Raw genomic sequence first — 25,216 nt, 5'->3', positions numbered from 1 at the left:
GAGGGTCTTCCACGGCTCAACAGACGCTCGCTCTCGCCGAAAGACTTGAGGGAATTATATCGTTTTCTCCTCTACTTAAACCTTTTTGTAGCAATATGGACGTCTGGCCGCACGACCGATGCCGGGGGACTCGCGAGCGGGTAGGATAGGCTCTTGAGATATAGGTGTTCATGACTGAATCGGTGCAATCCCGGCTTCTTGTGCGCGTTCGCATCTGGCTTGTTTTGTTTATCGTTGGTCTGATCCTGAGTGGAATCACGGCTTTTCCGCTTGAGCACGAAACCGGCGTGCTGAACCGGATTTTCGCCGTTGCACCGAGCGCTCCAGTGGCCGGCGAACCAGCCCTTCACGGCTGGTTGCGGCGAGTGCATGAGGGAATTGTGCAGACCAATCGCGACTATCCCTTCATGGCGTACGGGACTGACTGGCTAGCGTTTGCCCACCTCGTGATTGCGGTGGTCTTCGTGGGACCTCTCCTCGATCCCGTTCGTAATAAATGGGTATTGGCCTTCGGCGTAATCGCCTGCGTCGGTGTTCTACCCCTGGCATTGATTGCAGGACCGATCCGAGGGATTCCGCCTTATTGGCGTCTGATCGACTGCAGCTTCGGCATCATTGGAGCAATTCCGCTCATCATCTGCCTGCGCTACGTTCGCCAAATTGAGGCAAGCGGCTCGAGCAAGCGCCAAGCCACCCCGGTTCCATAGAATCAAGACATTCAGATGGACACCGAATCGCAAGTGCCGGAAGCAACCGCCGCAATCGTCGACACCATCGCGGCGATCTCCACGCCTCCGGGGCGCGGCGGAATCGGCATCGTGCGGCTGAGCGGGCCGCAGGCGGCATCGATCGCGGCGCAACTTGTGCGCCTTCGTCAGCCGATGGAGCACGCCCGGGCGCGCCTCGCTGAGGTGCTCGATGAAAACAACGCGAACAACGAGCCGATCGATGACGCCGTACTCACTTTTTTCGCCGCTCCCAATTCCTACACGGGTGATGAACTCGTGGAGATTGCAGCGCATGGATCGCCGGTTGTTCTCGAAATGCTGTTGCGGCGCTCGCTCGATCTGGGTGCTCGACTGGCATCCCCGGGGGAGTTTACGGAGCGCGCATTCCTCGCGGGCAAACTCGATCTAACGCAGGCAGAAGCGGTCCGTGATCTGATTGATGCGCAGACACTCACCCAGGCGCGACAGGCCGCCAGCCAGATGGGCGGCGCGCTCAGCCGTCGCGTAGCACCTACCAAGCAATCCCTCCTCGAATTGATCGCGCTGCTTGAGGCAGGTATCGATTTCGCTGAAGACGACGTCGACGTCGCCCCGAAGTCAGAAATCAGCCGCCGTATCGCCGAACTCAACCCACCGCTGGCTGCGCTCGAGACATCCTTCGCCCGTGGACGCATTGTGCATGATGGCCTCACCATGGCCATTGTGGGTCGTCCGAACGCGGGAAAGAGTTCGCTGTTTAATCGGCTCGTGGAGCGGGACCGCGCCATCGTGACGGCGACACCGGGAACCACACGTGATCTGGTGTCTGAGCGAATTTCACTCGAAGGCATTCCGCTGGAACTTGTCGACACAGCCGGCCTGCGCGAGACGTTCGAAGAAGTAGAGCAGCTCGGCATCGCACGCAGCCGCGAAGCGCTGGCCGATGCGGCGCTCGTTCTTGTGGTTCTGGATGCAACTCAATCGCTGAACCAGGAAGAACGCAGTCTGCTCGCGGCCTTACACAATCGTCCAGCCCTCGCGGCAATCAACAAACACGATCTCGCCGATCAGGTGTCACCCAGCAAAGCAATGCCGGAAGCCGATTCGACAGCTAGCGAATTCGGCATCCCCATGGTGCCAACATCGGCGCTAACCGGCGAGGGCATTCAAGCACTCCGCGAAAAGATCGTCGAGCTCGCCACCGGAGGAGCTGCCGAAGAACCCGGCCTGCTCACCAATCTCCGCCAGCAGCAGGCGATCATCGCCGCCAGAGCCGCACTCGCCGACGCCGACCGCGCCAACGAGAACAGCATCCCGCACGAAATGATTTTGCTAGACCTCTACCGTGTGCTCTGGGCCCTGGATTCATTAACCGGCCAAACCACCCCCGACGACGTGTTGAATTTAATCTTCTCAACCTTCTGCATCGGAAAATAAGAAGGTGGCGCAACGCGGACAAAAAAAGGGGGACTCCATCGAGCCCCCTTTCAAGCCTTAAACGCAAATGGCAGATTGCTAAATCATGGAACCAATTCCCGGGTCTGTGCGGCTTTCTTGTCCTGTTTCCACATGTCCCGCTAGTTCGTAGCGAAGTGATGAATCGGATGCAACTTCTACGATGAAGTCGTACCATCCGAACGACTGATGGACAGGACGGTTCCAATGCGTCTCTGTTCCTACCTCCAGCGTATGCGTGTGTACTTCGCCTGTATACGCGTCGGTGACTCGCACGGTGACAGCGTCAGTTCTACGATTGACCACGGATAGCGTGATCGCGTTCCCGTGCCGATCGCTCGCAGATCGAACGTCCAGATTCGATGCGCCCTCGCCAGACACGCTTCCCTTGAACGAGCGTAGAAATCCATTGGGCCCGTTGACGGAAAGATCGTATTGATTCAGGCCGTTGCCCGTGATCTGCCAGGTGTCGAAGATTTCCGCGCCGGTGCCGACGGTATAGGTCCAGGGTCCAAGGCTGCTGTTACCTGAACGGACCTGGTAGACAGCCGTTTTCCCCTTGTTCCCGAAGTTGATCGTGAATGTGCCGTCGGAAAAATTCGGACTTCCATGTACCTCAAGGTCGTAGGGTACTGGTCGAGCGGGGCGAGTTCCTTGTTCCTGTGTGGGAAGAGCCTGGTTAGCCGGCGGTGTCGGCTTGTAATCCGGATGCCGGTTGGTATCGGGCGGAAGGTAAGCGATCGTGCTTGGCAACGATACGGTCCGGCTGTTGGGAGACGCAAAGTTGAATGCAGACGTAAGGTCGCCTGAGACAGCGCGACGCCACGGAGTGATGTTGGTCTCAATCAACTCTGGATTATTCGACCCAAACCGCTGCTCAATGAAGCGGATGAGCGACGTGTGATCAAAAAGCTCGGAATTGACATAGCCGCCCTTGCTCCAGGGAGAGATCACGATCATGGGCACGCGCATGCCAAGACCGATCGGTCCCGCGGGGTATTCCGCATTTCCCATGAAGTATTCATTGACGGTATCGACCGTTGAAATCCCCTGTGCACGCGAAGCAGGGACTGTGGGCGGCACAACGTGATCGAAGAAGCCATCGTTCTCGTCATAGCAAAGAAAGAAAGCTGTCTTGCTCCAGACATCAGGGTTTGAGGTAAGCACGTCAAGAAATTGAGAGATGTACCACGCGCCGTAATTTGCGGGCCAGTTCGGATGTTCGGTGTAGGCCTCCGGAGCCACGATCCAAGAGACCTGCGGCAATTTGCCGGCAGTTACGTCACCTCGAAATTGATCGAGGAGCGTGCCGCCATCCTTTATATCTGTACCGGTAAGCGCGCCTTCAAAGAGCGGCGAGCCCGGCAGAGAATTTTGATACTGGTGAAAGTAAAGCAGAGAGTTGTCGCCATAGTTGCCGATGTAAGCGTCCGGACCCCAGCCCCAGTACTCCGCTGCATTCAGGCCTGCACCCTGGTCCTGATAAATCTTCCACGAGACGCCGGCCTTCACCAGGCGCTCAGGGTAGGTGCTCCAGTCATATCCGGCTTCAGCATTATCCAGAACCGGGCCGCCGTTCTTCCCATCATTTCCTACCCAACCCGTCCACATGTGGTATCGATTTGGATCGGTCGCTCCAAGGAATGAGCAATGATATGCATCGCAGATGGTAAAAGCGTCGGCGAGAGCGTAGTGAAAGGGAATGTCGCTTCGTGTGAGGTGCGCCATCGTCGTGGTGCCTTTCTGCGGCACCCACTGGTCGAACTTGCCCCCGTTCAGCGCGCCATGAGTCGTATCCCAGTCGTGAGCGAGATCCTCCAGAAACTGCAGGCCGAGACTGGGTGCCCCCGGATGAAACGGCAATACGTACCCACCCGAACTGTCGGGCTGGTACCAGACAGCATCTCCGTTAGGAAGCTTCACTGCACGGGGGTCGTCAAAACCGCGAACTCCGCTGAGTGTGCCGAAGTAGTGGTCGAATGCTCGATTCTCCTGCATCAGGATCACAATATGTTCGACGTCCGCGATTGTGCCAGTGCGGTTGTGGGCTGGGATCTCAAGCGCGCGAGCAATGCTCGCCGGAAATGCTGCAGAGAGCGCACTTGTACTCAAAAGCTTAAGAAACGAACGGCGATCAGTAGCCACGGTGGAACCTCCAGGGAATGAGCGATTCTGTATTCGCTCAACGAAACATATGCCCCGGTTGTTGCGGGAACGTGATCGCCAGATTGCAAGTTCGTGACTCAAATCCTCGGATCTTAACCGAATCTTCGTAAATCCATGATGGCGTTTTAATGTGTCGAGCCGAGAACTCATAGAGCGGCCCGCTGAGCAACCGTGCAGCGGCTAGCTCTTTTTCCCAGCTGAAGGAAGGTCGAGTTCATGTTCAAAAAAACAGCAGTTTTCCTGGCCCTGCAAGCATGCGCAATGACAGTTTGCGCGCAGGAGGGTCCAACCCCGAAAGGCGTTCCTCATCTCGATCACGTGTTTGTGATCATGATGGAGAATCACGCTTATGCCCAGGTCGTTGGCAACCCCAATATGCCTTTCACAAATAACTACCTGAAGCAGGTGAATTCTGCGACGAACTATTTTGCGGTCGGACATCCAAGTTTGACGAACTACCTGGAAATCGTGGGAGGGTCAAACTTCGGCGTACGGACCGACAACGCTCCCGACTGGCACAACACTAGCTGCACGCCTAATCTTGCAAATGGTTCCGTCTCGACTGATACTCCGCCAACGCCGAACATCTGCCCGATTTACGGAGCGGGAACCGACGCCGCCACGCCCGTTCTCGACCTGACGAATGAGACTTCCGGACCTCCGGGTGTCATCGATGTTGACGGCAAATTGGGTTACGCAGCAAATACGCACACGGTTGGAATGACCATTGCGGACGAGTTGGCCGAAAGAGGTCTGACCTGGAAAAGCTACCAGGAGAGCCTGCCTCCGAACGGTGCCGACGGGGTTAACAACGCAGACGGATTCTTCTCGAATCTCGACAATCTAACGACAGCTCTGCCGGGCGAGGGACAGACGCAGAGCAATTTGGTTGCTCTCTACGCGGTAAAGCATAATCCGTTTGCATATTTTGCCAGCGTCCAGGAAGGTCTCGACCCCAAGCTCAGCCTCAAGAACATGGTCGACTTCGAGGGTACGCATGGCCTTTTCGCGGATCTAGCGTCGGATCACGTTCCAACCTATTCCTTCATTGCGCCCAATCAGTGCAACGACCAGCATGGTCGGGGAAATGCAGGCCCGGCATGTGAGTTCGATCCCGATGATAACGGCACTTTGGACGGTCTCAACCCCGGCTTGATGTACCGTGGCGACCTGGAGCTACAGACACTCATAACTGCGATCCATGAATCCAAAGCCTGGAAGAATGGCCGCAGTGCGATCATCGTGGTGTGGGACGAGAACGACTACAGCATTTTACCCACGACGAACCGAGTCCTATTGACCGTGGACACAAGCTACGGTCATCACCGCGTGCAAAGTGCAAATTTTTACACGCACTTCTCGCTGCTGAAATCAGTAGAGGCCGGTTTGGATCTGCCCTGCCTCAATCACGCATGTGATTCGTCAACCAAGGTCATGACGGATCTCTTCGCGGAGAATCAGTAGGCAGCAGGCTCGGCGATTAAGAATCTGTGCGCAGGAATGGGAACGCCATTGGGCCCATTCCTGCGTGGCGATTCCGCGGTTCGAGACCCGCTCTTAGCTGAATCTTTCTCACCGGGTCGCGCAGACCTCGCCGTCCATACAAATAAACGATATTATCGTTACCCTTCTTCCTCTTCAGGCCGGAATCCCGCGCCGAATCATCCCGTTCGATATCAGCTGAGGATTGCCCACTTGTCGCCCCAGCGCTGATAAGGGCTGTCTAGAATGAGAGTTGCAGTATCTTTGCAGGCTTACTTCACTCTTGACGGCACCCAATGGCAATCAGCAGTCTCATTAGAAAGTTCTACGAGAAGAATCCCGACTTTCCTCTTCGCAAGAGCCTCCGCGCGCTCTACTGGTGCTGGCGCGAAAGCCCGGGAAGACTCTATCGGAACTTCAGGCCCGTGAATTCGACAAGGCCCCTGCGATGCAATCCTGCCGCGCAAACTGAGATTCATACCTTGACGTGCCATAAGCACGTCTTCATGTACATTACCGCCATCAAGTCCTTGTTGCGCTTCGTCGCAGATATCGCCGTGGTCGTTCATGACGATGGTTCGCTTACGCCTGAAGACATCGCGATCATCGAACGTCATATTGACGGAATCAAGGTAATCAGACGCCGTGACGCAGATGAAATTGTGGGAAAACTGCTTGCCTCGTATCCAAAGACGATGCGTTACCGCTCAGAAGTTATTAATTCTTTGGAATTGACTGATCACGCGCTCTTGGCAGGCAAAGAAAGACTCATCATTAGCAATTCCGATACGCTATTTCTGCAACGTCCAGACGAACTTCTGCGATGGATTGCCGACGACGATTGCAGCGTTCTTTGCGTTTACGAAGAGGCGCCCGTGCAGCAGGCTGAGTTTCTCACCAGAGTGGGATCCTGGTTTCCACCTCACCTGACTTTTGCGCTGGTTTGTCTCCGTAAGGATCTAGTCGAACCGGCCGGAATGGAAGAGACCATTAGCCGATTCAACCAGACGGATTCACCATGGTTCATCGGGCAAAATACGTTGCCCGTCCTTCTGGGTAATAAGGTGAGTGCAAGCGACCTCAAGTTTCTCGATCAGCAGTTGTACCAAGCGTCGGCGGAGTTCAGTGACGGCGCGGTCTTCAGACATTACTGGACCTCAATTGCGAGACTTAGACCGCAATACTTTGCAGATGCAGCAAAGGTCATCGCAGAATTGAAATCAGCCGTCGAATGAAAAGAGTACGCACGCTACTTGAGCCAATGAAACATCAAGTCAGTTGGGGAACAAGACGAGAAGGGTAGGATGACGACAGACGCCGAATATACCGACGCGAAGGCATCCTTGATCCCGCGCGATCCACCGAAAGGCGGAGGGCTCGTCTCAATCATCATCCCCTTCCTGAATGCGGAAAGTTTCTTGAGCGAAGCTATCGCGAGCGTGCTTGCCCAGACATACGAAGAGTGGGAGTTGTTACTGGTGAACGACGGATCGACGGATCGCAGTACAGTCATTGCCGAGCGGTACGCAAGAGAACTGCCCTCTAAGGTCCGCTGTCTTCACCACCCGAAATCAGAGCGACGCGGCATCAGCTCCTCACGAAATCTCGGAATTGCAAATGCCAAAGGGGATTATCTCGCCTTTCTCGATGCCGACGATGTCTGGTTGCCCAACAAGCTAGAGCGCCAGGTTGCGCTGCTGGTGGCAAGACCAGATACCGGAATGATCTGCGGCTCTTCAGTCATATGGCATAGCTGGACCGGAAGAGTCGAAGACATTCTCAGAGATCATTTTGTGACTGTTGTTTCCGGACCAGAGCTCTATCAGGCAATTGACCTCGCGATGCTTGCAATTCGAGAGCCCTGGTCAACACCCTCGTCTGGTTGCATCCTGGTAAGGCGCGACGCGGCCGAGGCTGCCGGGTATTTTGAAGATTCCTTTGACGGCTTGTTCGAAGATCAGGCGTTCTATTTCAAGTTGGGAATGAGCTCGCGAATCCTGGCTACGAATGAGTGCTGGTACAAGTACCGCCAGCATCCAGATTCCGTCTGCGCAGTCGCTGATCGAACCGGAACACAGCCTGCCGCGAGGCTGAAATTTCTTCAATGGGCGCAGGATTACCTCGCGTCTTCGAACATTGCGCGACCGGATCTCCATGACGCCTTGACAGAAGAACTGTCCATTGCAAGTGGTCAAAGAAGAGCGCCGTCAATTAAGCAAACGAAAGGCATGAGGCCAGGATCCTCACGGTTGCGTGAGGCCATGAAAAGAGTTCCAGGCGTTTGGAACACATGGCATCTTGGACGCGCAGTGCGCGACGCGTGGCTTGACAGCTCACCACGCGCAGAGCCTGACGTAACCGCAGACTTCGACCAGAACGATCCCTGGCGTTACACGACCAACGATCTTGAAATCATTCGACACCGCGGCGAAGCGAACATGCTCGATCGGGTTCGAGGCAACAGTCGTTTCGGTTGCGCATTGGAGATAGGTTGCGCCGAAGGAGTATTTACCGAGATTCTTGCGGACAGATGCGATTCACTTCTCGCAACGGACTTTCTTGAAGTTGCATTAGGGAGGGCCCGCAGTCGTCGTCATTGGGGCGGACACATCACGTTCGCGCAGATGGATCTTCGTAACGATCCGCTACCCAACGTCTTCGACCTTATCGTAGCTATTCACGTCGTGGAATACATCAAGAATCCGCTAGCTCTCAGAAGAGTTCGCGAAAAGCTCGTTCGCGGCCTGCGAATCGGCGGCTATCTGCTGCTCGGCTCCTGTACCGGTGACGACGAATTTCGAGAAGGCCTCTGGTGGAGTCGGTACATGCTTCGGGGCGGCTACCGCATCAATCGATTCATTGCAGACCATCCCGCCTTGACCGTGGTCGATACGGCTATTCATCCATTGCCAGGAAGCATCTCGCGTGACATCCTGCTGCGAAGGACCAGATGAACGCGACTCCTCATAGCACAGGCTCAGCCGATCCAACCGAATCGAAACTTGAACTATCGGTAATCGTCTCTTCGGTCAATCCCGTGCCGACTCTCACGCGAGCAGTAAATTCCCTGCTTGAGCAGGATTTGCCGGCCGCTGCGTATGAAGTGATTGTGGTTGTCAGTGGCGCTGACGGCAATCGCGTCGAGTATTTGCGCAGCCTGCGTCCCGCATGTTCACTGCACATCATCGAAGAATCGAATCGCGGGTTCGGTGTCGCTCTGAATCAAGCGGTTGCTGGCGCGCGCGGAAGTATCGTGCTGTTTACGAATGACGACCTCACGCTTCACCCAGGCAACTTCGGCGCGCACTTAGACGCGCACAGAACGAGTGACTCGCGGGTTGTGTCCGGTCCAACGTTAGTAGAGGCGGACAATGACTGTCCGCGGATGGCCCAGTGGGCTCGTGAAAACATCGATGAAAAGGCTAACCGTCGCGACGCTGGCCTGACTTGGCAGCGTGACCTGAGAGTCAGTCGCAATTACTCGATCGCCCGCGCGAGGTTGCTCGCCTGCGGTGGGTTCGACGATGCATTCTCGTGGCGTGCCCATGATGAGTTGGGCGTCAGACTCGCTAAATCGGGTCTCGTATTCTTCCACGACACCAAGGCAATCAGCGGCCTAGTCTATGCGCCGACAGCCGAGCAGATGGCGCGCATAGAAGCCCGAGGACGGGGAAAGGAAGAGATACCACTTCTCCGAAAGCATCCCGAGTTGAGGCCCCACTCAGCTCTTGCCCGGTTTGCAGACAGTCCTTCATGGAGATGGGTCGCCACTCAGCTCGTCGCACGATTTCCAATCTCACCGGATTCGGTGCTTCGGCCAGCTTTCGCCTTGGCAAGCAGCTTTCAATCAAAACCATGGATAAGGCGCGTGGGGTTGCGCCTGTTTCGAGCCCGATACGCTGTCAGCTTTTTGCGCGGTGCGGTAGAGAGTGCCGGCTGGCCGGAACTGCAAGCTGAAGTTGGCAGGCGACTGCCGGTATTCATGTACCATCACGTCGGTCCGCCTCAACCCGATTCTGAACCTGCCCTCTTCGTCAGCGCGGCGCGGTTTGAGACTCATCTGCGTTTCCTCACACGAAAGGGATACAGAGGGATTGCAGCTTCAGACTGGTTGTCGTGGGTGCGAGATGCAAAGCCGTTGCCTGAGAAATCGGTGCTGTTGACCTTTGACGACGCGATCGCAGATCTGTACGACCATGCGTTCCCCGTGTTGGAACGTTACGGTTTCAATGCCGTGGTGTTTGTGCCGACCAACTGTGTGAGCAAGGGCAACCTGTGGAATCATTCTCTGGGTTACAAATGGCGGCCGTGTTTGAGCTCCGAACAGATTCAGTACTGGGCTGCGAAGGGATTCGAGTTTGGCGCGCACAGCCGCAACCATCCGGATCTCACCAAGCTGAACGATGCTGGATTGCAGGACGAAATAGCGGGCAGCCGGATCGACCTCGAGAAAATCGTGCGTTCTCCAGTCATCTGCTTTGCCTATCCATACGGTGATCACAACAGCGCAGCCGCTCAATGCGTAGGGCAGCAGTTCGATCTAGGTTTTACAACCGAGGAGGGCTTGAACACACTCGGAACTGACCGCAGTCGCCTCCGCAGATGCGCTGTGTTTGAATGGGACTCACTGCTGGATCTAGATCTGATGCTGCGATTAGGGTGGAATCCTATCCGCCGACTTAAGATACGACAGCGATTCCGTGGATTGAAGCGCCGCTTAAGGATCGGTACGCACTAGATGCCAGCCGCGATTTTGCATCTGCTAGGCTCTGCGCAGCTCGAAGAAACGGGGCCAGCTCGCATTGTGGCCGCACTTGCCAGTGGACTTGATCGGGAAAAATATCAAGTGCATGCATGGTGCCTTGGTGCGCCCGGCCCTCTGGTGGGTTATCTCCAATCAGCCGGCGCTGAAGCGCGATCAGTGGACTGGTCCCAAGGTCTGCGTGATCCGCTGGGCGCTTACCGCTTCTGGCGCCTCATTCGCGATCACGACTTCGCTATTGTGCATCATCACTTTGGGGGCCGAATGGCCCGCCGGATAGTTCGCGCTTCGTCGAATGCGCGTCTCGTAGTCCATCTTCACGCACGCATTCAAGAGCTCGATTCGGCGCGCCGTATTCCCGTCGCAGTGCAAGGCGCAGACCTGGTCATCGCAGTCTCCAAAGCGGTTGCCCGCCAGATTCAACAACCAAAACCGATCGTTGTCTACTCCGGAGTGGAAGTGCGCCATGTGCCCCGTGAACCAATTTCCCCAGGAACGGAGGTTGTCGTGGGAGCGTCAGGTCGCCTCGTAGACATCAAGGGACTCTCTTATCTGATCAAAGCGTTGGCGATCCTATCCTCGGAATTTCCCGACTTTCAGGTGGAAATTGCAGGTGACGGTCCCGAGCGAGAGAACCTGGAGAATTACGCGCGCGAACTGAATTTGAAGGAGCGTGTGCGCTTTCTAGGTTGGCAGACGGACCTTGAACCGGTCCTTCGGAGGTGGGATATATTCGCAATGCCCTCGCTGACTGAGGGGTTTCCGATGGCCGCGCTTGAAGCGATGGCACAGGGGCTGCCGGTAGTTGCCACAAATGTCGGCGGTTTGCCCGAATTGGTTGAAGACGGTGGAACGGGAATCTTGGTCCCGCCTTCGGATGCTGAGGCACTGGCAAATGGTTTGCGCAGTCTCATTGTGGATACAAAACGTATGAAGGAGATGGGAGTTGCCGGGTGGCGTCGTGCTCGCGATCAATTCTCGATTAACCGCATGGTCGCGCAGACTGCTTCCATCTACGATTCACTGCTGACTTCGCAAAAATGAGTGAGAGATTGTCGATACTGTGGAGTCAGCAGTCACGTCGCGTTCGTACAATTGGCAGATAAGATAGCGCTCGGCGGTCATTCGCAATGTTGATCGCCCTTCAAGATTCAAACCACTGAGACCCCTGTCATATGAGCCAGATTGGTTTCGTAATCATCACACACACGGCCCCCGAACAGATCGTTCGGCTCATACGAACGGTGAACCTCGTATATGCAAATCCGCCCATTGTTCTACACCACGATTTCGATCAATCACCACTCCTGATTTCATTACCCGCAAACGTTCAGGTTGTGCGGCCACACATCTCCACGCGGTGGTGCGGCTACTCAGTGGTTCAGGCAACGCTAGCCGCTCTGGCTCTCCTGTATGCAAGTCCTGCAAAGCCAGACTGGTTCGCGTTGCTGTCCGGCGCATGCTATCCCACAAAGCCCGCAAAAGCCGTAATTTCAGACTTGGAGAACGGCGGCTTTGATGCGCATATGGATTACCATCTCATCGATCCCTCACACCTTGACAGTGAGCTTCAATGCGAATGGTATCGACGGTACTACAGCTTGAAATTTGGCCTGGCGAAGCTTGACCGGCGCGCCCTCCCGCCGTTCATTGCCAAATTAACGTCGCCTTATTCCAAGAACCACACCCGTTGCTATGCGGGCTCGGAGTGGTTTACAGGCAACCGGAGGGTTGCGGAATATATTCTGGGCTCGAAAGAACAATATTCCTGGCTGGCAAAGCACCTGCAAGGCCGTCATTGTCCCGACGAGACCTATTTTCAGACGGTAGTTTGCAATGCGCCTGCATTTCGTCTATCGAAGAATAACTACCGATTTATCGATTGGTCCTCGGGAGCTGCGCACCCAAAGACGCTTGAGACCGATGATCTGGAATCAATCCTCGGCTCTTCCGCACACTTCGCTCGCAAGTTTGCGCCTGACAGTCGGGTGCTCAACCGCCTGGACGATTATCTCGAAATAAGGCATTCGTAGCGCCGTTCACGGAGTATTTGCCTTCCTCGAAGCCTCGTAGCGCCAGTCCGTATTCAGATAAATGTTTCCATTGCCTTCGGTGGGAAGTCCCCCTCCTACGCTTCCGTTCAATTCAACCTGAAGCACCATCTCTCGAACGCAATAGTCTGTGAAAGGATCGCCTAGCCAGAATGAAAATAGATAGCGATCGGGACGAAAGTGGTCTGCAGGAATTGCGACCTCGAAGCGTCCCGCTCTCGATGGTTCCGGAGGAGGAGAGATAGGATCCGCCCTGTTGTTTGTACCGAATACCGGCGTACCCACGGAGTTGTAAATAACAAATCCAAACACCGGTGGAGTCAAAGGGAATGGCGACTCGAAATCGATGGAAAGCAAAAGCGTCTGGTCGTTAAGAACAAGCGCAGCCCTGGTGATAGTAGGCTGCGTTGGGTTAGCAGCCTCGATATAGGTGTCCCCTAGATTGTTACCAATATATCCAGCAATGACGGTCGCAGGGCTGTCGTCAGCAACTAATCTTCCGCCCGAGAATGCGATCGCTCGCTTGCATAGCCTTTGTACGGACGCCATCGAATGGCTGACAAACAAAATAGTCCGACCCGTGGTAGCGACGTCCCGCATCTTTCCAATGCACTTTTCTTGAAACCGGTAGTCTCCGACCGCCAGCACTTCATCCACCAGCAGCACGTCGGTTTCAAGATGCGCCGCCACTGCGAACGCCAGCCGCAAATACATCCCACTCGAGTAGTGCTTTACCGGCGTATCGATAAACTGCTCAACCTCGGCGAAAGCCACGATCTCATCAAAGCGACGGGCAATCTCGGCGCGCTTCATTCCAAGTATGGAGCCATTCAGATATATATTGTCCCGGCCGGTGAGCTCAGGATGAAAACCTGTTCCTACCTCGAGCAGCGATCCCACGCGACCGTGAATCTCGGCGCGTCCCGTCGTTGGTTTGGTGATCCGCGCCAGCAATTTCAGGAGGGTGCTTTTTCCTGCACCGTTTCTCCCAATCACACCCACAATATCGCCGCGCTTGATTTCAAATGAGACGTCTTTCAGCGCCCAGATGGTCCGATCCTCGTCACGCCCCATGCCTCCGTCACCCCCGATCCAGGAACGAACGATACGAAAAGGAGCAGACGCCGCGTTCGCAATCGAGTCGCGAAGGGAGTTGTAGGTATAACGGCCACGACCCAACTGAAGTGCTCCGATGTCATATCGTTTGCCGAGATTTTCTGCGCGGATCGCGATATCACTCATTGTTCAATGAGCTCCGTAAGAACTCTTGGCGGCGTATATGCATATCCATTTACACCAGATCCGCAAAGATCTTTTCCATTCGCTGAAAGTAGAAAGCTCCGCCAATTAGGATGAGTGCCGCTGCGAAGGAGGAGGCGACGATGATGGGTCCCGGGGCAGTGTCGGCCCCGATAAGGGCCCACCGAAATCCCTCCACCACCCCAGCCATCGGATTCAATCCGTACAACGCTCGCCATGGCTCATGCAGCAGAGTGGATGGATATGCGATTGGTGTTGCGAACATCCAGAACTGCGTCAGAAACGGAATCGTATAGCGCACATCCCGGTACTTCACGTTCAACGCGGAAAGCCAGAGGCCAACACCGAGCGCCGTTACAAATGCCAGAAGAAAGAACAACGGGAGATATACGCATCGCGCTGGCGGCACCTGCCTATAGAAAGTCATCATGCCAATTAGCAGTGCAAACGAAATTGTGAAATCGACCGCGCCTGACAATACTGCTGAAAGCGGTATGGACAGACGCGGAAAGTAAACCTTGGATATCAAGTTCGAGCTAGTCACGAGGCTGTTCGAGGACTGAGCTAGACCGTTAGCGAAAAATGTCCATGGCACCAGTCCGGCGAGACAGAAGAGAGGATAGGGAATGTTGTCCGACGGCACCTTCGCCAATTTGCCGAAGAACAGGCTGAAGATCAGCATGGTAAACAGCGGCTGAATGATCGCCCACGCAGCACCAAGAGCAGTCTGCTTGTAACGAACCTTGACCTCGCGCCACGTGAGGAAATACAGGAGTTCCCGATACTCCCATAGTTCGCTCAGCTGCAATGCCACCCAGCCTCGGGACGGTTCGATTACTGTAACCGGAATCGAATCTGACGCGGCGGTCGTGAGTCCATTCCGTGAGCGATCGGATTCGGTTCCTGTGGACATCATGGCAATGGCGCTATGCTAACAGGTCTGATTAACTGAGCCGATGCGGCTGATACGCAGACCCAACTGACGGTAAACTGTTCAAACACGATGCTCGCAAAGCAACCTGGCCAACACTTTTCTTCTTATCCGGAACGGATTGTCTGCCTCTCAGACGAAGTAGCCGAACTGATTTACCTGCTCGGTGAACAGGATCGAATCGTCGGGGTTTCAGGTTTTTCAACCCGGCCGCCAGAAGTGCGACTGAAGCCTCGCGTCTCCACGTTTCGCGATGCCAATTTCGAGTCGATCGCTCAACTTGAACCCGACCTCATCATCACCTATTCCGACGTGCAAGCGGAAATAACGCGTGAGGCCTCGCGTCGCGGATACACGGTGTTGAACTGCAATCAGCGAAGCATTGCAGAGATTTTCGAGACAGTGGCAATGCTTGCGCGCATCCTGGGAAAACAGGCAGATGGCGACCGACTGATTGCCGCCTACACAAGCAATCTTGAACACATCGCATCCAAAGCTGAGCAGTTTCGCTCTCGTCCTCGGGTCTTCTTTGAGGAGTGGAACGATCCCATCATCAGCGGCATCGAGTGGGTCGAAGAGCTGGTGAAGATTGCCGGCGGAGAGCCGATCTTTCCCGAGCATCGCAAATGCAGGAAAGCGCAAGATCGGGTTGTCGAGTGGGAGTCCGTCATTGAACGCAACCCCGAGGTGATCTTCGCGTCCTGGTGCGGGATGAAGGTGAACATGGAGGAAATACGATCGAGGCCGCGTGCCGATGAGATCATCGCTGTTCGCGAAGGACGTATCTACGAGATCCCCTCATCGCTGATTCTGCAGCCGGGGCCCGCTGCGCTGACTGATGGCGTGGCCCAGTTGCATGGCTTCCTCGTAGAAGTGGCGGGGAAAGACGTCTGATCTTGGAATCAAGCACAAGCTTCGGATCAGACGTCCTGCACGCTCAGCGTCTGGGGATCGCGCACGCGTTGCATCAGTGCGGCCGCAATCAACATGAATACGCCGCCGGCAATGATGGCATAGATGCGATTGTTATGCAAAAGATGAATCATGAACCAGCCGAAGAAGAGCGAAGCCAGAATCTCGGGCGTGACGATGAAGAAGTTGAAGATGCCCATGTAGACCCCGGTGCGCTCCGGCGGAAGAGAAGCTGCAAGCACGGCGTACGGCATTGACAACGTACTTGCCCAGGCAATCCCAACCCCCACCATCGTTAACAGCAGGACATACTTGTTGTGAATGACGGACACCGACATTAGCCCGAGCGCTCCGCAGATCAGGCAGACGGTGTGCGTATTTTTGCGCCCAAGTTTGCGGGCTAGTCCAGGAAGTGCAAACGAAAATGCGAAGCACACGATGGAATAGACAGCAAAGCAGTTGCCGCCCCATTCAACGCCCGCCTGGTAGAGCGGCGAACTCGTGTCGTTCGCACCAAACACGTTGTGCGCTACCGCTACCGGAAAATACAGCCACATGCAGAAGAGGCCCAGCCATGTGCAGAGTTGCACGGGCCCGAGTTTGCGCATGGTGTCAGGCATCTCAGCAATAGCGGCAAAAATCTCACGCGCACTGGACGAAAGACTTGTCTTCTCAGCTTTCGCGCGTCGGAAGGCTTCCATATCCTGCGGCGGATATTCCTTGGTGGTCATGATCGTCCACAGCACAGCACCGATAAAGGCCACCGCACCCACATAGAACGACAGACGCACAACGGTAGGTACAGCGCGCGTGTCTCCAACTTTCTGCTGCATATGGAAGACGTTTGTCAGGATATAAGGCAGGGCCGACGAAAACGATGCGCCGAGTCCAATGAAAAGGCTTTGCATGGCGAAGCCACCCGTGCGCTGACCTTCAGGAAGAATGTCGGCAACGAACGCGCGGAACGGTTCCATGCTGACATTGATGGAAGCATCCAGAATCCATAGCATGCCGGCTGCCATCCACAGCGCCGATGCGTTGGGCATCAGAATGAGCATTAGCGAACTCAGGATTGCGCCGACTAGAAAATACGGACGGCGGCGGCCAAGGCGTCCCCAGGTGTGATCGCTGGCGTGGCCGATCAACGGCTGAATTAGCAATCCGGTCAACGGAGCTGCAAGCCACAGGATGGGAATCTGATTGGCGCGCGCGCCCAAGTACTCATAGATGGCGCTCATGTTGGCCATCTGCAGACCCCAGCCAAACTGGATTCCCAGAAAGCCGAAGCTCATGTTCCATATCTGCCAGAAGCTGCGCTCGGGTTTGCGGAAATACGTGACAGTTTTTGCCCCAACCTGTTCGGTCTGCGATGTACTCATGAGCTTTTCCTACTGGGCTTGCTTCTGGAAGATGCGAGCCCCGAACGCGTTCAGCGAGATAAACGGAACGGCTTCAGGTTCAGTTTTCGAGACCGGAAGTTCAATTTCTTTCCAGTTCCCGGTGGCTTCCACGCTTCCGCGAAACGGGGTATTCGACAGATTGATGGCTATCAGAAATTCTTCGCTCCCTGAGCGCCGCAGATAGGTCACAACGTGCTGTTCATTACTATTATGCAACCATATAGTTGCACCTTGTTGCAGCGCGGGATGATCGTGGCGCAGAGCCGTCAGGCTTTCATAGAACTTGCGGTACTCGGGATGCCAGCTCTCCGCGCTCCAGAAGATCTTCTGCGGCTCGAACAGAGCGGGATCGCGCGACTGCGTATCATCGCCTACTTCCATGCCGTTATAGATGAGCGGCGTTCCGTTCAGCGTGAACATGAGAGCGGAAGCGGCGATAGCGCCAGGGAATCCGTAACGCGTCACAGCACGCAACTCATCGTGATCGTCGCTCATCCGCATGTGCAGCGTGCCCTTGGGAAACAGCGCATCCTGCTGCTCGATGGTGTCGCGAACCTTGGTGGCAGGTTCACCGTTCATCTCAATGTCATCGACCGTGTGCAGCATCGGCCATGCGTAGTCAATGTCGAAGGCGCTCCGCATCAACTCTGGCTTCGATGCCTCGGCGAGCATCATGATATCGGGTTTGGCCTGCTCAAGTTCTTTGCGTGCCTGCTCCCAGAAATCGGTTGGCACCTCTCCCGCCGCATCGCAGCGATATCCATCGAGATCAAAATTCTTAATCCAATAGAGCAGCATGTCCGTCATATAGTGGCGCAGCTTCGGATTGGAATAGTCGAGCGCCGCCACATCGGTCCAATCGTAGGGATAGGTGACGTGGCCTTCCTTATCCTTCTTGTAGAAATCGGGATGCGCCATCATCACGCTGTCCCACGAGGTATGATTGGCGACCATGTCGATGATGACTTTCATCTGCCGCTTGTGCGCTTCCTGCACCAGGCGACGGAGATCTTCCTTAGTGCCCAGCGGCGGATCGATCGCGTAGTAGTCGCGAACCGCGTATGGACTTCCCAGCGAGCCCTTCTTCTTCACCTGTCCGTAGGGATGAATTGGCATGAGCCAAAGAATGTTCACGCCGAGCTTATGCAAGTCATCGAGACGTCCGGTCACGCCATTCAAATCGCCCGACGGCGAGAACGAGCGCACAAAGATCTGGTAGATCGTCCCGGACTTCAACCACTCCGGCGAAGTTCGTGCCTGCAACGACGCGATAGCGGGATCAGCTTGCTGGGCGAGTACAGGAAAACCGGTTCCGAATGATGCGGCAAGAAAACAAGCGAAAGCAACGGACAGCCTCGACTTCATAGCGCGAAAGCATAGCACCCCAGAGGGTTATGCCGCTACAGCGATCAGCAAGCCTCCAGAATCTCGCCGACCAAACGCACACCAGAATTATCGGTCCACTGAAATCCGTTACCGGTGCTTCCGGGATTTTGCCGCGTGGGCCCTCTTCTTCGGCGGTACATAGGCCGCCTCCGTCATAGGTGCCATGCCGGCATCGATGCGCTTAGTGATATGGTCCTGGATCCAGTGCGGATCCCACCACTCCTTGGGATCAATCTGCACGCCATCCAGCTGCATCGCGAAGTGGATATGATCGCCGCCAGCCATGCCGGTCATGCCGCTCTGCCCCATAATCTGGCCCCGCTTGACCATGTCGCCCTCGTGGACGTCGATGTGGCTCATATGTCCGTAGATCGTCTGCAGGCCATAGCCGTGATCGACCACCACGCAGTTGCCGTAGATGCCGAGCGGAGCTGCCCACACGATCCGGCCATCGTTCGACGCCTCGACGCCTACATGCTGCGTCACGGCAAGGTCGTAGCCAAGGTGTACTTGCTGATCAATCTTCTTGCCCTGGTAGATATAGTTGCGCAGATCGGCAAACGTTGCTTCGGCCTGCGAGTGCGACTGGCGCGCGAAGGGCTGCGTAAAGAGGAAGTGGTCGGCCGTCTTGAGGCGCAGGTCGGAGAGGGTCTTGTTGTTGGATTTGCGCATCTCGTTATTGATTTTGACGAAGCGTGCAACCATGTCTCCAGAGCCGTTGGGATCCAACTCGCCGACAACCTTCTGCATAAAGGCGTCGCTGATCTGCAGGTCATGCACCGTGTAATGCGGCTGTTCCTTTTTGGGGAAGATCACAGTGATGGGGGTCGTGACGTCGTTTCCGGCGCCGTTGGATGCAAAGACCACGGGAATGGTGCTTTGCGGCATATTCCACGCAAAGGCAAACAGGGAGAACAAGCCGGGTTTGCCGCCCGGCATCGGCCATGAGCGATACGACTGGTCGCCGACGCGTATGCCGGCCGCGCTGTATGCACCGGTCACGTTGAAGGTCGCCGTGTCGGCCATGCCGATGTAGAGATAGTGCTGGTCGGAATCGGCGCTGACCGTGGGCGGTTGTGTCACCACTGTCACGTCGCGCTCGATGCGGGCTGACTTATGCATCAAACCGTTTGAAGTCGCCTCCACGATCAGCTTTGCTTTTCCGTCCTTCAACTGCGGGGTCGTCTTCACCCCCGCCAAAAAGTTCCAGGTGGACTCTTTCGCCTTCGACGGCTGCGCCATCTGCCAGACAGAGTAGCTGGAGCCATTTTGCTCGATGGTCGCCGATGCACTGCGTATGCCGCTCGGACCAGACGCGTGCACCGTAATCGGCGTTGCTTGTCCGATGGTGCTTACCGGCGTTGGCAGGTCAATCGCGGGTGCTGCGGAACAGCCCATCAGCATGGAGATGGGAATAAGGATAATGAGCAGAATTGAAGCGGAAATGACTTTGCGCACAAACCGATTTTAGCAATCAGAGGAGTGAAGATTCTGCGCTTCTCCACGCGGCGTACTCTTCGGATTACTCTCGCCGATTAGTATTACCTGTTGCGTGCGAGGCTCAAATATGGACAGGCGTAAATTCCTCTCGGGGGGCGCATCGCTTACCGGCGCTCTCGCCGTACAGCATCCAATGCTTCCGGCACTTCTCTCCACGACAGAGGCAACCGTGCCGATGAGCCTCGACCCCACGCGTCACCGTTTCGGCGTGAACTACACCCCTTCCCACAACTGGTGGTTCTGCTGGAACGACTGGAACCCAGACCCTATCAAGCGCGACCTCGATGCCATCGCCGCCCTGGGCGCGGATCACCTGCGCATCCTGCTGATCTGGCCGTTTTTTCAGCCGAATCCGAAGTGGGTAAGTTCGGCACACCTTGAACGCCTCGATCAGCTGATTGCTCTGATGGGCGAGCGGCGCCTGGATGCGCTGGTGACCGTTTTCACGGGACAGTTGAGCGGATGGTACTTTCTTCCGCCGTTCCATCGGCAGTCCGATCTGTTTTTTACGGACCCGATGACGCTGGCGGCGCAGGAGCTTTTTGTGCGCGAACTGAGCCGAACGCTTGCGCCTCACGAGAATGTAATCGGCTTCGACATGGGCAACGAGATCAATACCTGTTGGAGTGCCAAGACGGAGGTGGGCGACGCGTGGATGAAGCGCATATTCGCGCTGATGAGCAAGGCTCTTCCCGGACGGCTGCACGTAAACGGAGTCGATCACTGGCCGTGGTTCAGCGACACAACCTTCTCGCAGCAGGCATTGATTGCCGAGCAGCGCATGCCGGTGATGCATTGCTATCCCTACTGGACCGGGGCGGTGAAATACGGGGGAGCAATGGACCCGCCCAGCATCAATCTGCTGGCTGCCATGGCGACGCTGATTCGCTCTTATGCCGGGACGCAGCAGAAGCCGGTGTGGGCGGGCGAGTTCAACACGTGCATCAAGGAACTCAGCGACGAGCAGCAGGCGAAGTGGCTCGACAAGGCTGTGCACGCGGCCATCGAGCAGGGCGTGAGTTGGTTCAGCTACTGGGACAGCCACGATGTGGACCGCAAGTTCGATTTCAATCCGCTGGAATACACGCTGGGGCTGCTGACCAATGAGGGGCGAGTGAAGCCAGCGGGGCGGGTCTTCAAACAGCTCGCGGAAAGTTATCGGGGCAAGCCGGTCCTGTTTCCGACAACGGCATTACCGCCTCCTCCTGGCGAGAAGACTCTTGATGGCACGTGGAAGTGGATTCTGGATTGGCTGGGATGGAAGAGGAAGGCGTAGGAGAGAAAGGCTTATCGCGTTTCACCGGTAGACTCGTGTTCTTCGGTGCAGTTTTCGGGCTAACATCCGGATTAGCCACAACACAACCGCGACCTATCAATGAAGCCTGAAAGGGAGAATCTATCACGGCTTGCCTTCATGGGGAAATGGGAGCCGCTGACTGATCGCCCACTTCTTCCCATCCAGCAGAACCGCGGTTGTCGGCTTCAGTTTCGAGACGAATGCCTCGTATCGACTCAAATCAGAAAGTGGAAGAAACAGTTCGATTCTTTGCGCGGACTGTCGCGCGTTCTTATCGTGGGTTCCAGGAAAATACGCAGGCCAAGACAAACTCGATTTGGCATAGGAAAACGGCCACATCATCACTTCGAGATAAGGAGGATTCCAGTCGTGAGCCTTCGGGTTGGTGAATGCCAGGAGGACACGGAATGTTTCCTGAAGGCTTGTCGGCATCCGATCAGGTGAGATGTTTTCAATGTGACGAATGACGCCATAGACTTCTATCGTCTTATAACCAGTCTTGGTCTTCACAACGAGCACGTTGGTTGGCGCGTCCGTGTAATCCGCGATGGCATAGCAACTCCTGAAGCCATCCACGTCATTCACGTGCGCTAATTTAAGTAAATCTCCTATCTCCGATGACGCAAGTGTCGCCGTGACATACTTGCCGGAGCGTCCCTCTCCCAACCAGTAGATAACTGTTCCATCCGCGTAGAGTGCGAAGGTCGGTGAGTCAGATCCGATCACCATAGCCCAAGGATTGTACTCAGTGAGCAAAAGCAAAGGCTGACTTCCGGCCCACTTGAATGCGGGGTGAGCAGATGCCAAGTCGCTACAACTCTGTGCGTGAGCCAAGGACGAAGAGATGAAGATGAAGATTGCTGCCAGAACCCGTTTAGCCATAATTACCTGAAATCAGTGGAACACACGATGGTAGACACCGCTTGGACCTGTTTTGTTTCTCGCGGGAGTGTTACAGCTTATACGGAAACTACCAGAACTTGGTCGCGAAAAGCCTTCAACAGCAACTGCAGATCCCTCCGCTTCGGTCGGGATGACAACGGCTTTGCCTTTGGGATGGCTTTCCGTGAGTGAACTTCATATCTATTCGAAGGCCTGTCCTGCCGCTTCCATCAAAATGCAAAACGCCTGTGCTTCAGTGGAGATGCCGGGCCGATCGAAGTCGGGAGCGCTGCAGGCGCCTTGCACGAATCCGTATGCATCCATCTTCGATCGCGCGGCGGTTCGCATCTTGTCGGCAAAGGCGCGATAGGTAATGGGGATCCAGCCATCCGACATTCCTTGATAGATGGTGAACGCGAGCATCTGCGCGAGATTGGTTTCGACGAAAGTATCGGGCTGATCGATGACGTTATGAAAGAGGCCGTCTGAACGTTGGTATAGAAGGCAGCCGTCGATCACACCGCGAGCAAATGCAACCAGATGGTTGCGATCGCTCTTTCTTTCAGCCGGCAGGCTGCGGATGACGCGTGCCAGTCCGGCGGCGGTCCAGCCATTGCCACCGCCCCAGAAGGCGGGATCGGAGAATTGATGTTTCCCATCATCCCAGATGTGCGCCATCAACTTCTTTTCGGGATTGAACAGCAGTTTCCGGTAGCCCTCAATCTGGCGCAGCGCCTCGTCGTAATGACCCATTGCGGCCAGAAAAGGCGGAGCTCCATTGATCCCGTCTGACCACATCTGCGGCGCTTCGAACGTATGGTAGAGGATGCCCTCCGCATTACGCGGAGCCTTGTTGAGAATCCAATCCAGCATGCGCTCGACGGCCTCGTGCACGGCTGCATCGCCCGTCCACGCCACCGCCTGCGCATAGGCCGCACCACCCATGGCCGGATCCGTTGGACCGCCATTCACCACCACGGCCATGCGGCCATCGGGCACCTGCTGCATCATGGCGGCCTTGGTGAGTTGGATGAGCCTCTCGCGCTGGCCAGACTGCAGCAGAGCCTGTGCGAAGATCCCCTGTTCCCAGTCGCGCCGCTGCATGGCGAGAGCAGCCGAAGTTGCGCGCTCGATGCGCTCAGCGCTTTCCGAGGTTTTGCGGGATGGCGTGTTTTGCGTAAGCTCCGCCGAGGAGGACCGCGAAACAAGATTCTGCGTGCCAGCGATGGCTGCCGCATATAAAAACGAACGTCGATTCATGGCTGAAGATCATAGTGCGACTCATTGCGTTAAGCAGGTGGCGCCTGTCACGCGAGAAACGAAGCTGAAACGGAGACCAATTCAGTCGGGACGCCGGGTATGGCAACGAGGAGTTTGCTGCCAGTTGACCCGGAGTCCGTCATTCCGAGTCATCTCGTTTCCTTCGAATTGAAAAGTAAATCCAGCATCCCAACATGGAGCCGACTACGCCGGAGAGAAAATGCAGAACCTCATGCGAATACATATGTTCCCACCTCAGTGCGATCCAAAGACGCCATAGATGATGAGCCTGAAGAAACTGAGAAAGTGAATCTGGAGTTGGCGCACGCCACAATTCGTCGATCAGACTCAGAGCGCCAAGCAGCGCGAGCACGATGATTAGTGCGTCTGGGAAAGGGCGTACTCTCATGATGACTGAGCGGCTCAGTTCGGTCACGCAGCCAGCGTGTTGATCGCTCGCACCATCTTGTCGAGATCGGCGATCGACGTATAAACATGCGGAGTCACACGCACGCAGCTGATGTTCTCCCACACGATGCCGACGGTGTGAATCTTGTACTGGTTGAAAAGCGCGTTTTCAAGATCGGCCGGCGTCATGCCGTCGATGCTGACGCCGCAGATAGCGCAGGAATACTTCGCATTGAGTGAAGTATGCAGCTTTACCTTCTTCGTCCCCTGCACACGCGATGCCCAGTAGTTCTTCAGATAGCGAATGCGCTCTTCCTTGCGCTTCGCGCCGATGCCTTCGTGGAAGTTGATGGCTTCGCCGATGCCCTGCTCCAGCGGGAAGCTGCGCGTGCCTAGCGTTTCGAATTTGCGGATGTCGGCGCTGCGCGGCATCGAATTGCAAGTCAGCGGCCACAGCTTTTCAATCTTGTCCTGTCGCACCCACATCATGCCGGTACCGATGGGCGCCGAGAGAAACTTGTGGAGGCTGGTTCCAAAGTAGTCGCAGTGCAGATCTGGCACCTTGAAATCCATAAGTCCAAACGAATGCGCACCGTCTGCCAGCACTTCGATACCGTGGGCGTGAGCCATGTCGGCGATCTTGGCCACTGGCATCGTCTGTCCCACCCAGTTGACCATGTGCGTTACGTGGATGAGTTTCGTTCGCGGCGTGATGGCCTGCTCGTACGCCTTGACGATCTGCTCATCGTCCTCAATCGGAAGCTCAAAGCTGAGCTGCTTGTAGACAATCCCTTCGCGCATGGCACGCTGGCGATACGCCTGGATCATGTTGGGATAGTCCTGCTTCGTTCCGATCACCTCATCGCCGCTCTTCAGATCGAGCCCATAGATGATGGTGTTCAGCGCTTCGGTGGAATTGCGGTTGATGGCAATCTCATCGGTCTTTGTCCCGGCCAGCTGCGCAAGCTTTTCGCGCAAAGGCTCGCGGCCCTGGTCGAGAATGCGCCACATGTAATACGACGGCCCCTCATTCGAAAGTTGGTTGTAGCGCTCCACGGCCTGCTGCACCACGATGGGCGAGGGCGATACACCGCCGTTGTTAAGGTTGATGAGGTTTGGATTGACCGAATAGGCGCGCTGGATCACACTCCAGTAGTCCTCGTCCTGCGCAGCGACATCCGGGCTGAGATGCGCGATGCGTGCCCCGGCCCTGGCAAACTCCGCCGCGTGAGCCTGCTGGAAGAGACTGTTGACGGAAAAAGCGCCGGCAAGTGTTGCTGCCTGCTTGAGGAAGGAGCGGCGGCCATTGAGAGTCATACCCGCCAATGTAGGAGCAAAAAGCGCCGTAGACAACAAC

Annotated in this window: 19 protein-coding genes; 10 read left to right on the top strand and 9 right to left on the bottom strand. The window is 55.8% G+C overall.

The features are described 5' to 3' along the window. Window positions 1-170: 170 nt before the first annotated feature. Both P8935_RS03455 and mnmE read left to right on the top strand, forming a co-directional pair. Window positions 171-707, top strand: coding sequence for a hypothetical protein (locus tag P8935_RS03455; RefSeq protein WP_348263621.1), 537 nt, complete (start codon window positions 171-173; stop codon window positions 705-707). Window positions 708-722: 15 nt separating this feature from the next. Beyond that, window positions 723-2,144 (top strand): tRNA uridine-5-carboxymethylaminomethyl(34) synthesis GTPase MnmE, encoded by a 1,422-nt coding sequence (mnmE, locus tag P8935_RS03450; protein ID WP_348263620.1) that lies wholly within the window; start codon window positions 723-725, stop codon window positions 2,142-2,144. A gap of 78 nt (window positions 2,145-2,222) precedes the next feature. Here the strand turns inward: mnmE and P8935_RS03445 are convergent, their stop codons facing one another. Then, window positions 2,223-4,307 (bottom strand): phospholipase C, phosphocholine-specific, encoded by a 2,085-nt coding sequence (locus tag P8935_RS03445; RefSeq protein ID WP_348263619.1) that lies wholly within the window; start codon window positions 4,305-4,307, stop codon window positions 2,223-2,225. Window positions 4,308-4,544: 237 nt separating this feature from the next. Between P8935_RS03445 and P8935_RS03440 the strand changes: the two genes are divergently transcribed. The 6 genes from P8935_RS03440 (at window position 4,545) to P8935_RS03415 (ending at window position 12,605) form a co-directional block, all read left to right on the top strand. Then, window positions 4,545-5,792: an alkaline phosphatase family protein gene (locus P8935_RS03440; RefSeq protein WP_348263618.1), complete on the top strand. Its 1,248-nt coding sequence runs from the start codon at window positions 4,545-4,547 to the stop codon at window positions 5,790-5,792. A gap of 314 nt (window positions 5,793-6,106) precedes the next feature. Further along, the gene (locus tag P8935_RS03435) at window positions 6,107-7,045 is read left to right on the top strand and encodes a hypothetical protein (protein ID WP_348263617.1); all 939 of its coding nucleotides are present in this window, start codon (window positions 6,107-6,109) and stop codon (window positions 7,043-7,045) included. A gap of 69 nt (window positions 7,046-7,114) precedes the next feature. Continuing rightward, window positions 7,115-8,764, top strand: a complete 1,650-nt coding sequence (locus tag P8935_RS03430; RefSeq protein ID WP_348263616.1) for a glycosyltransferase — start codon at window positions 7,115-7,117, stop codon at window positions 8,762-8,764. Then, window positions 8,761-10,548 (top strand): polysaccharide deacetylase family protein, encoded by a 1,788-nt coding sequence (locus P8935_RS03425; RefSeq protein ID WP_348263615.1) that lies wholly within the window; start codon window positions 8,761-8,763, stop codon window positions 10,546-10,548. The genes P8935_RS03430 and P8935_RS03425 overlap by 4 nt, the downstream gene beginning before the upstream one ends. Beyond that, window positions 10,549-11,616, top strand: coding sequence for a glycosyltransferase family 4 protein (locus P8935_RS03420; protein ID WP_348263614.1), 1,068 nt, complete (start codon window positions 10,549-10,551; stop codon window positions 11,614-11,616). Window positions 11,617-11,747: 131 nt separating this feature from the next. After that, on the top strand, window positions 11,748-12,605 hold the full coding sequence (locus tag P8935_RS03415; RefSeq protein ID WP_348263613.1) for a beta-1,6-N-acetylglucosaminyltransferase: 858 nt from the start codon (window positions 11,748-11,750) through the stop codon (window positions 12,603-12,605). Between the two features lie 6 nt (window positions 12,606-12,611). On the opposite strand, the gene P8935_RS03410 is transcribed toward P8935_RS03415, so the two are convergent. After that, window positions 12,612-13,865, bottom strand: coding sequence for an ABC transporter ATP-binding protein (locus P8935_RS03410; protein ID WP_348263612.1), 1,254 nt, complete (start codon window positions 13,863-13,865; stop codon window positions 12,612-12,614). A gap of 49 nt (window positions 13,866-13,914) precedes the next feature. Then, window positions 13,915-14,697 carry an ABC transporter permease gene (locus tag P8935_RS03405; protein ID WP_348263611.1) on the bottom strand — a complete coding sequence of 261 codons (783 nt, stop codon included), beginning with the start codon at window positions 14,695-14,697 and terminating at the stop codon, window positions 13,915-13,917. A 189-nt stretch (window positions 14,698-14,886) separates the two neighbouring features. On the opposite strand from P8935_RS03405, the gene P8935_RS03400 reads away from it, so the two are divergent. Then, the gene (locus P8935_RS03400; RefSeq protein ID WP_348263610.1) at window positions 14,887-15,708 is read left to right on the top strand and encodes a cobalamin-binding protein; all 822 of its coding nucleotides are present in this window, start codon (window positions 14,887-14,889) and stop codon (window positions 15,706-15,708) included. Between the two features lie 26 nt (window positions 15,709-15,734). Here the strand turns inward: P8935_RS03400 and P8935_RS03395 are convergent, their stop codons facing one another. From P8935_RS03395 to P8935_RS03385, 3 genes are all read right to left on the bottom strand, one after another. Continuing rightward, window positions 15,735-17,105, bottom strand: a complete 1,371-nt coding sequence (locus P8935_RS03395; protein WP_348263609.1) for an MFS transporter — start codon at window positions 17,103-17,105, stop codon at window positions 15,735-15,737. Between the two features lie 9 nt (window positions 17,106-17,114). After that, the gene (locus P8935_RS03390) at window positions 17,115-18,491 is read right to left on the bottom strand and encodes an alpha-amylase family glycosyl hydrolase (protein ID WP_348263608.1); all 1,377 of its coding nucleotides are present in this window, start codon (window positions 18,489-18,491) and stop codon (window positions 17,115-17,117) included. 108 nt (window positions 18,492-18,599) lie between these two features. Then, window positions 18,600-19,970, bottom strand: coding sequence for a M23 family metallopeptidase (locus P8935_RS03385; RefSeq protein ID WP_348263607.1), 1,371 nt, complete (start codon window positions 19,968-19,970; stop codon window positions 18,600-18,602). A 109-nt stretch (window positions 19,971-20,079) separates the two neighbouring features. Between P8935_RS03385 and P8935_RS03380 the strand changes: the two genes are divergently transcribed. After that, window positions 20,080-21,288: a cellulase family glycosylhydrolase gene (locus P8935_RS03380; protein WP_348263606.1), complete on the top strand. Its 1,209-nt coding sequence runs from the start codon at window positions 20,080-20,082 to the stop codon at window positions 21,286-21,288. A 123-nt stretch (window positions 21,289-21,411) separates the two neighbouring features. Here P8935_RS03380 and P8935_RS03375 read toward each other — a convergent pair whose 3' ends face one another. The 3 genes from P8935_RS03375 to P8935_RS03365 form a co-directional block, all read right to left on the bottom strand. After that, window positions 21,412-22,191 carry a hypothetical protein gene (locus P8935_RS03375; RefSeq protein ID WP_348263605.1) on the bottom strand — a complete coding sequence of 260 codons (780 nt, stop codon included), beginning with the start codon at window positions 22,189-22,191 and terminating at the stop codon, window positions 21,412-21,414. Between the two features lie 201 nt (window positions 22,192-22,392). After that, entirely contained in the window at window positions 22,393-23,451 is a 1,059-nt protein-coding gene (locus tag P8935_RS03370) for a glycoside hydrolase family 88 protein (RefSeq protein ID WP_348263604.1), read from the bottom strand. 432 nt (window positions 23,452-23,883) lie between these two features. After that, a complete protein-coding gene (locus P8935_RS03365) occupies window positions 23,884-25,212 on the bottom strand; it encodes an aminotransferase class V-fold PLP-dependent enzyme (RefSeq protein ID WP_348263603.1) in 1,329 nt (442 codons plus the stop codon). Window positions 25,213-25,216: the final 4 nt, after the last annotated feature.

The sequence above is a fragment of the Telmatobacter sp. DSM 110680 genome (genome assembly GCF_039994875.1).
In the GTDB taxonomy this organism is placed as follows: Bacteria; Acidobacteriota; Terriglobia; order Terriglobales; family Acidobacteriaceae; genus Telmatobacter.
The sequence above is the reverse complement of the archived record's forward strand: the minus strand, read 5'-3'. Positions and strand labels throughout refer to the sequence as shown.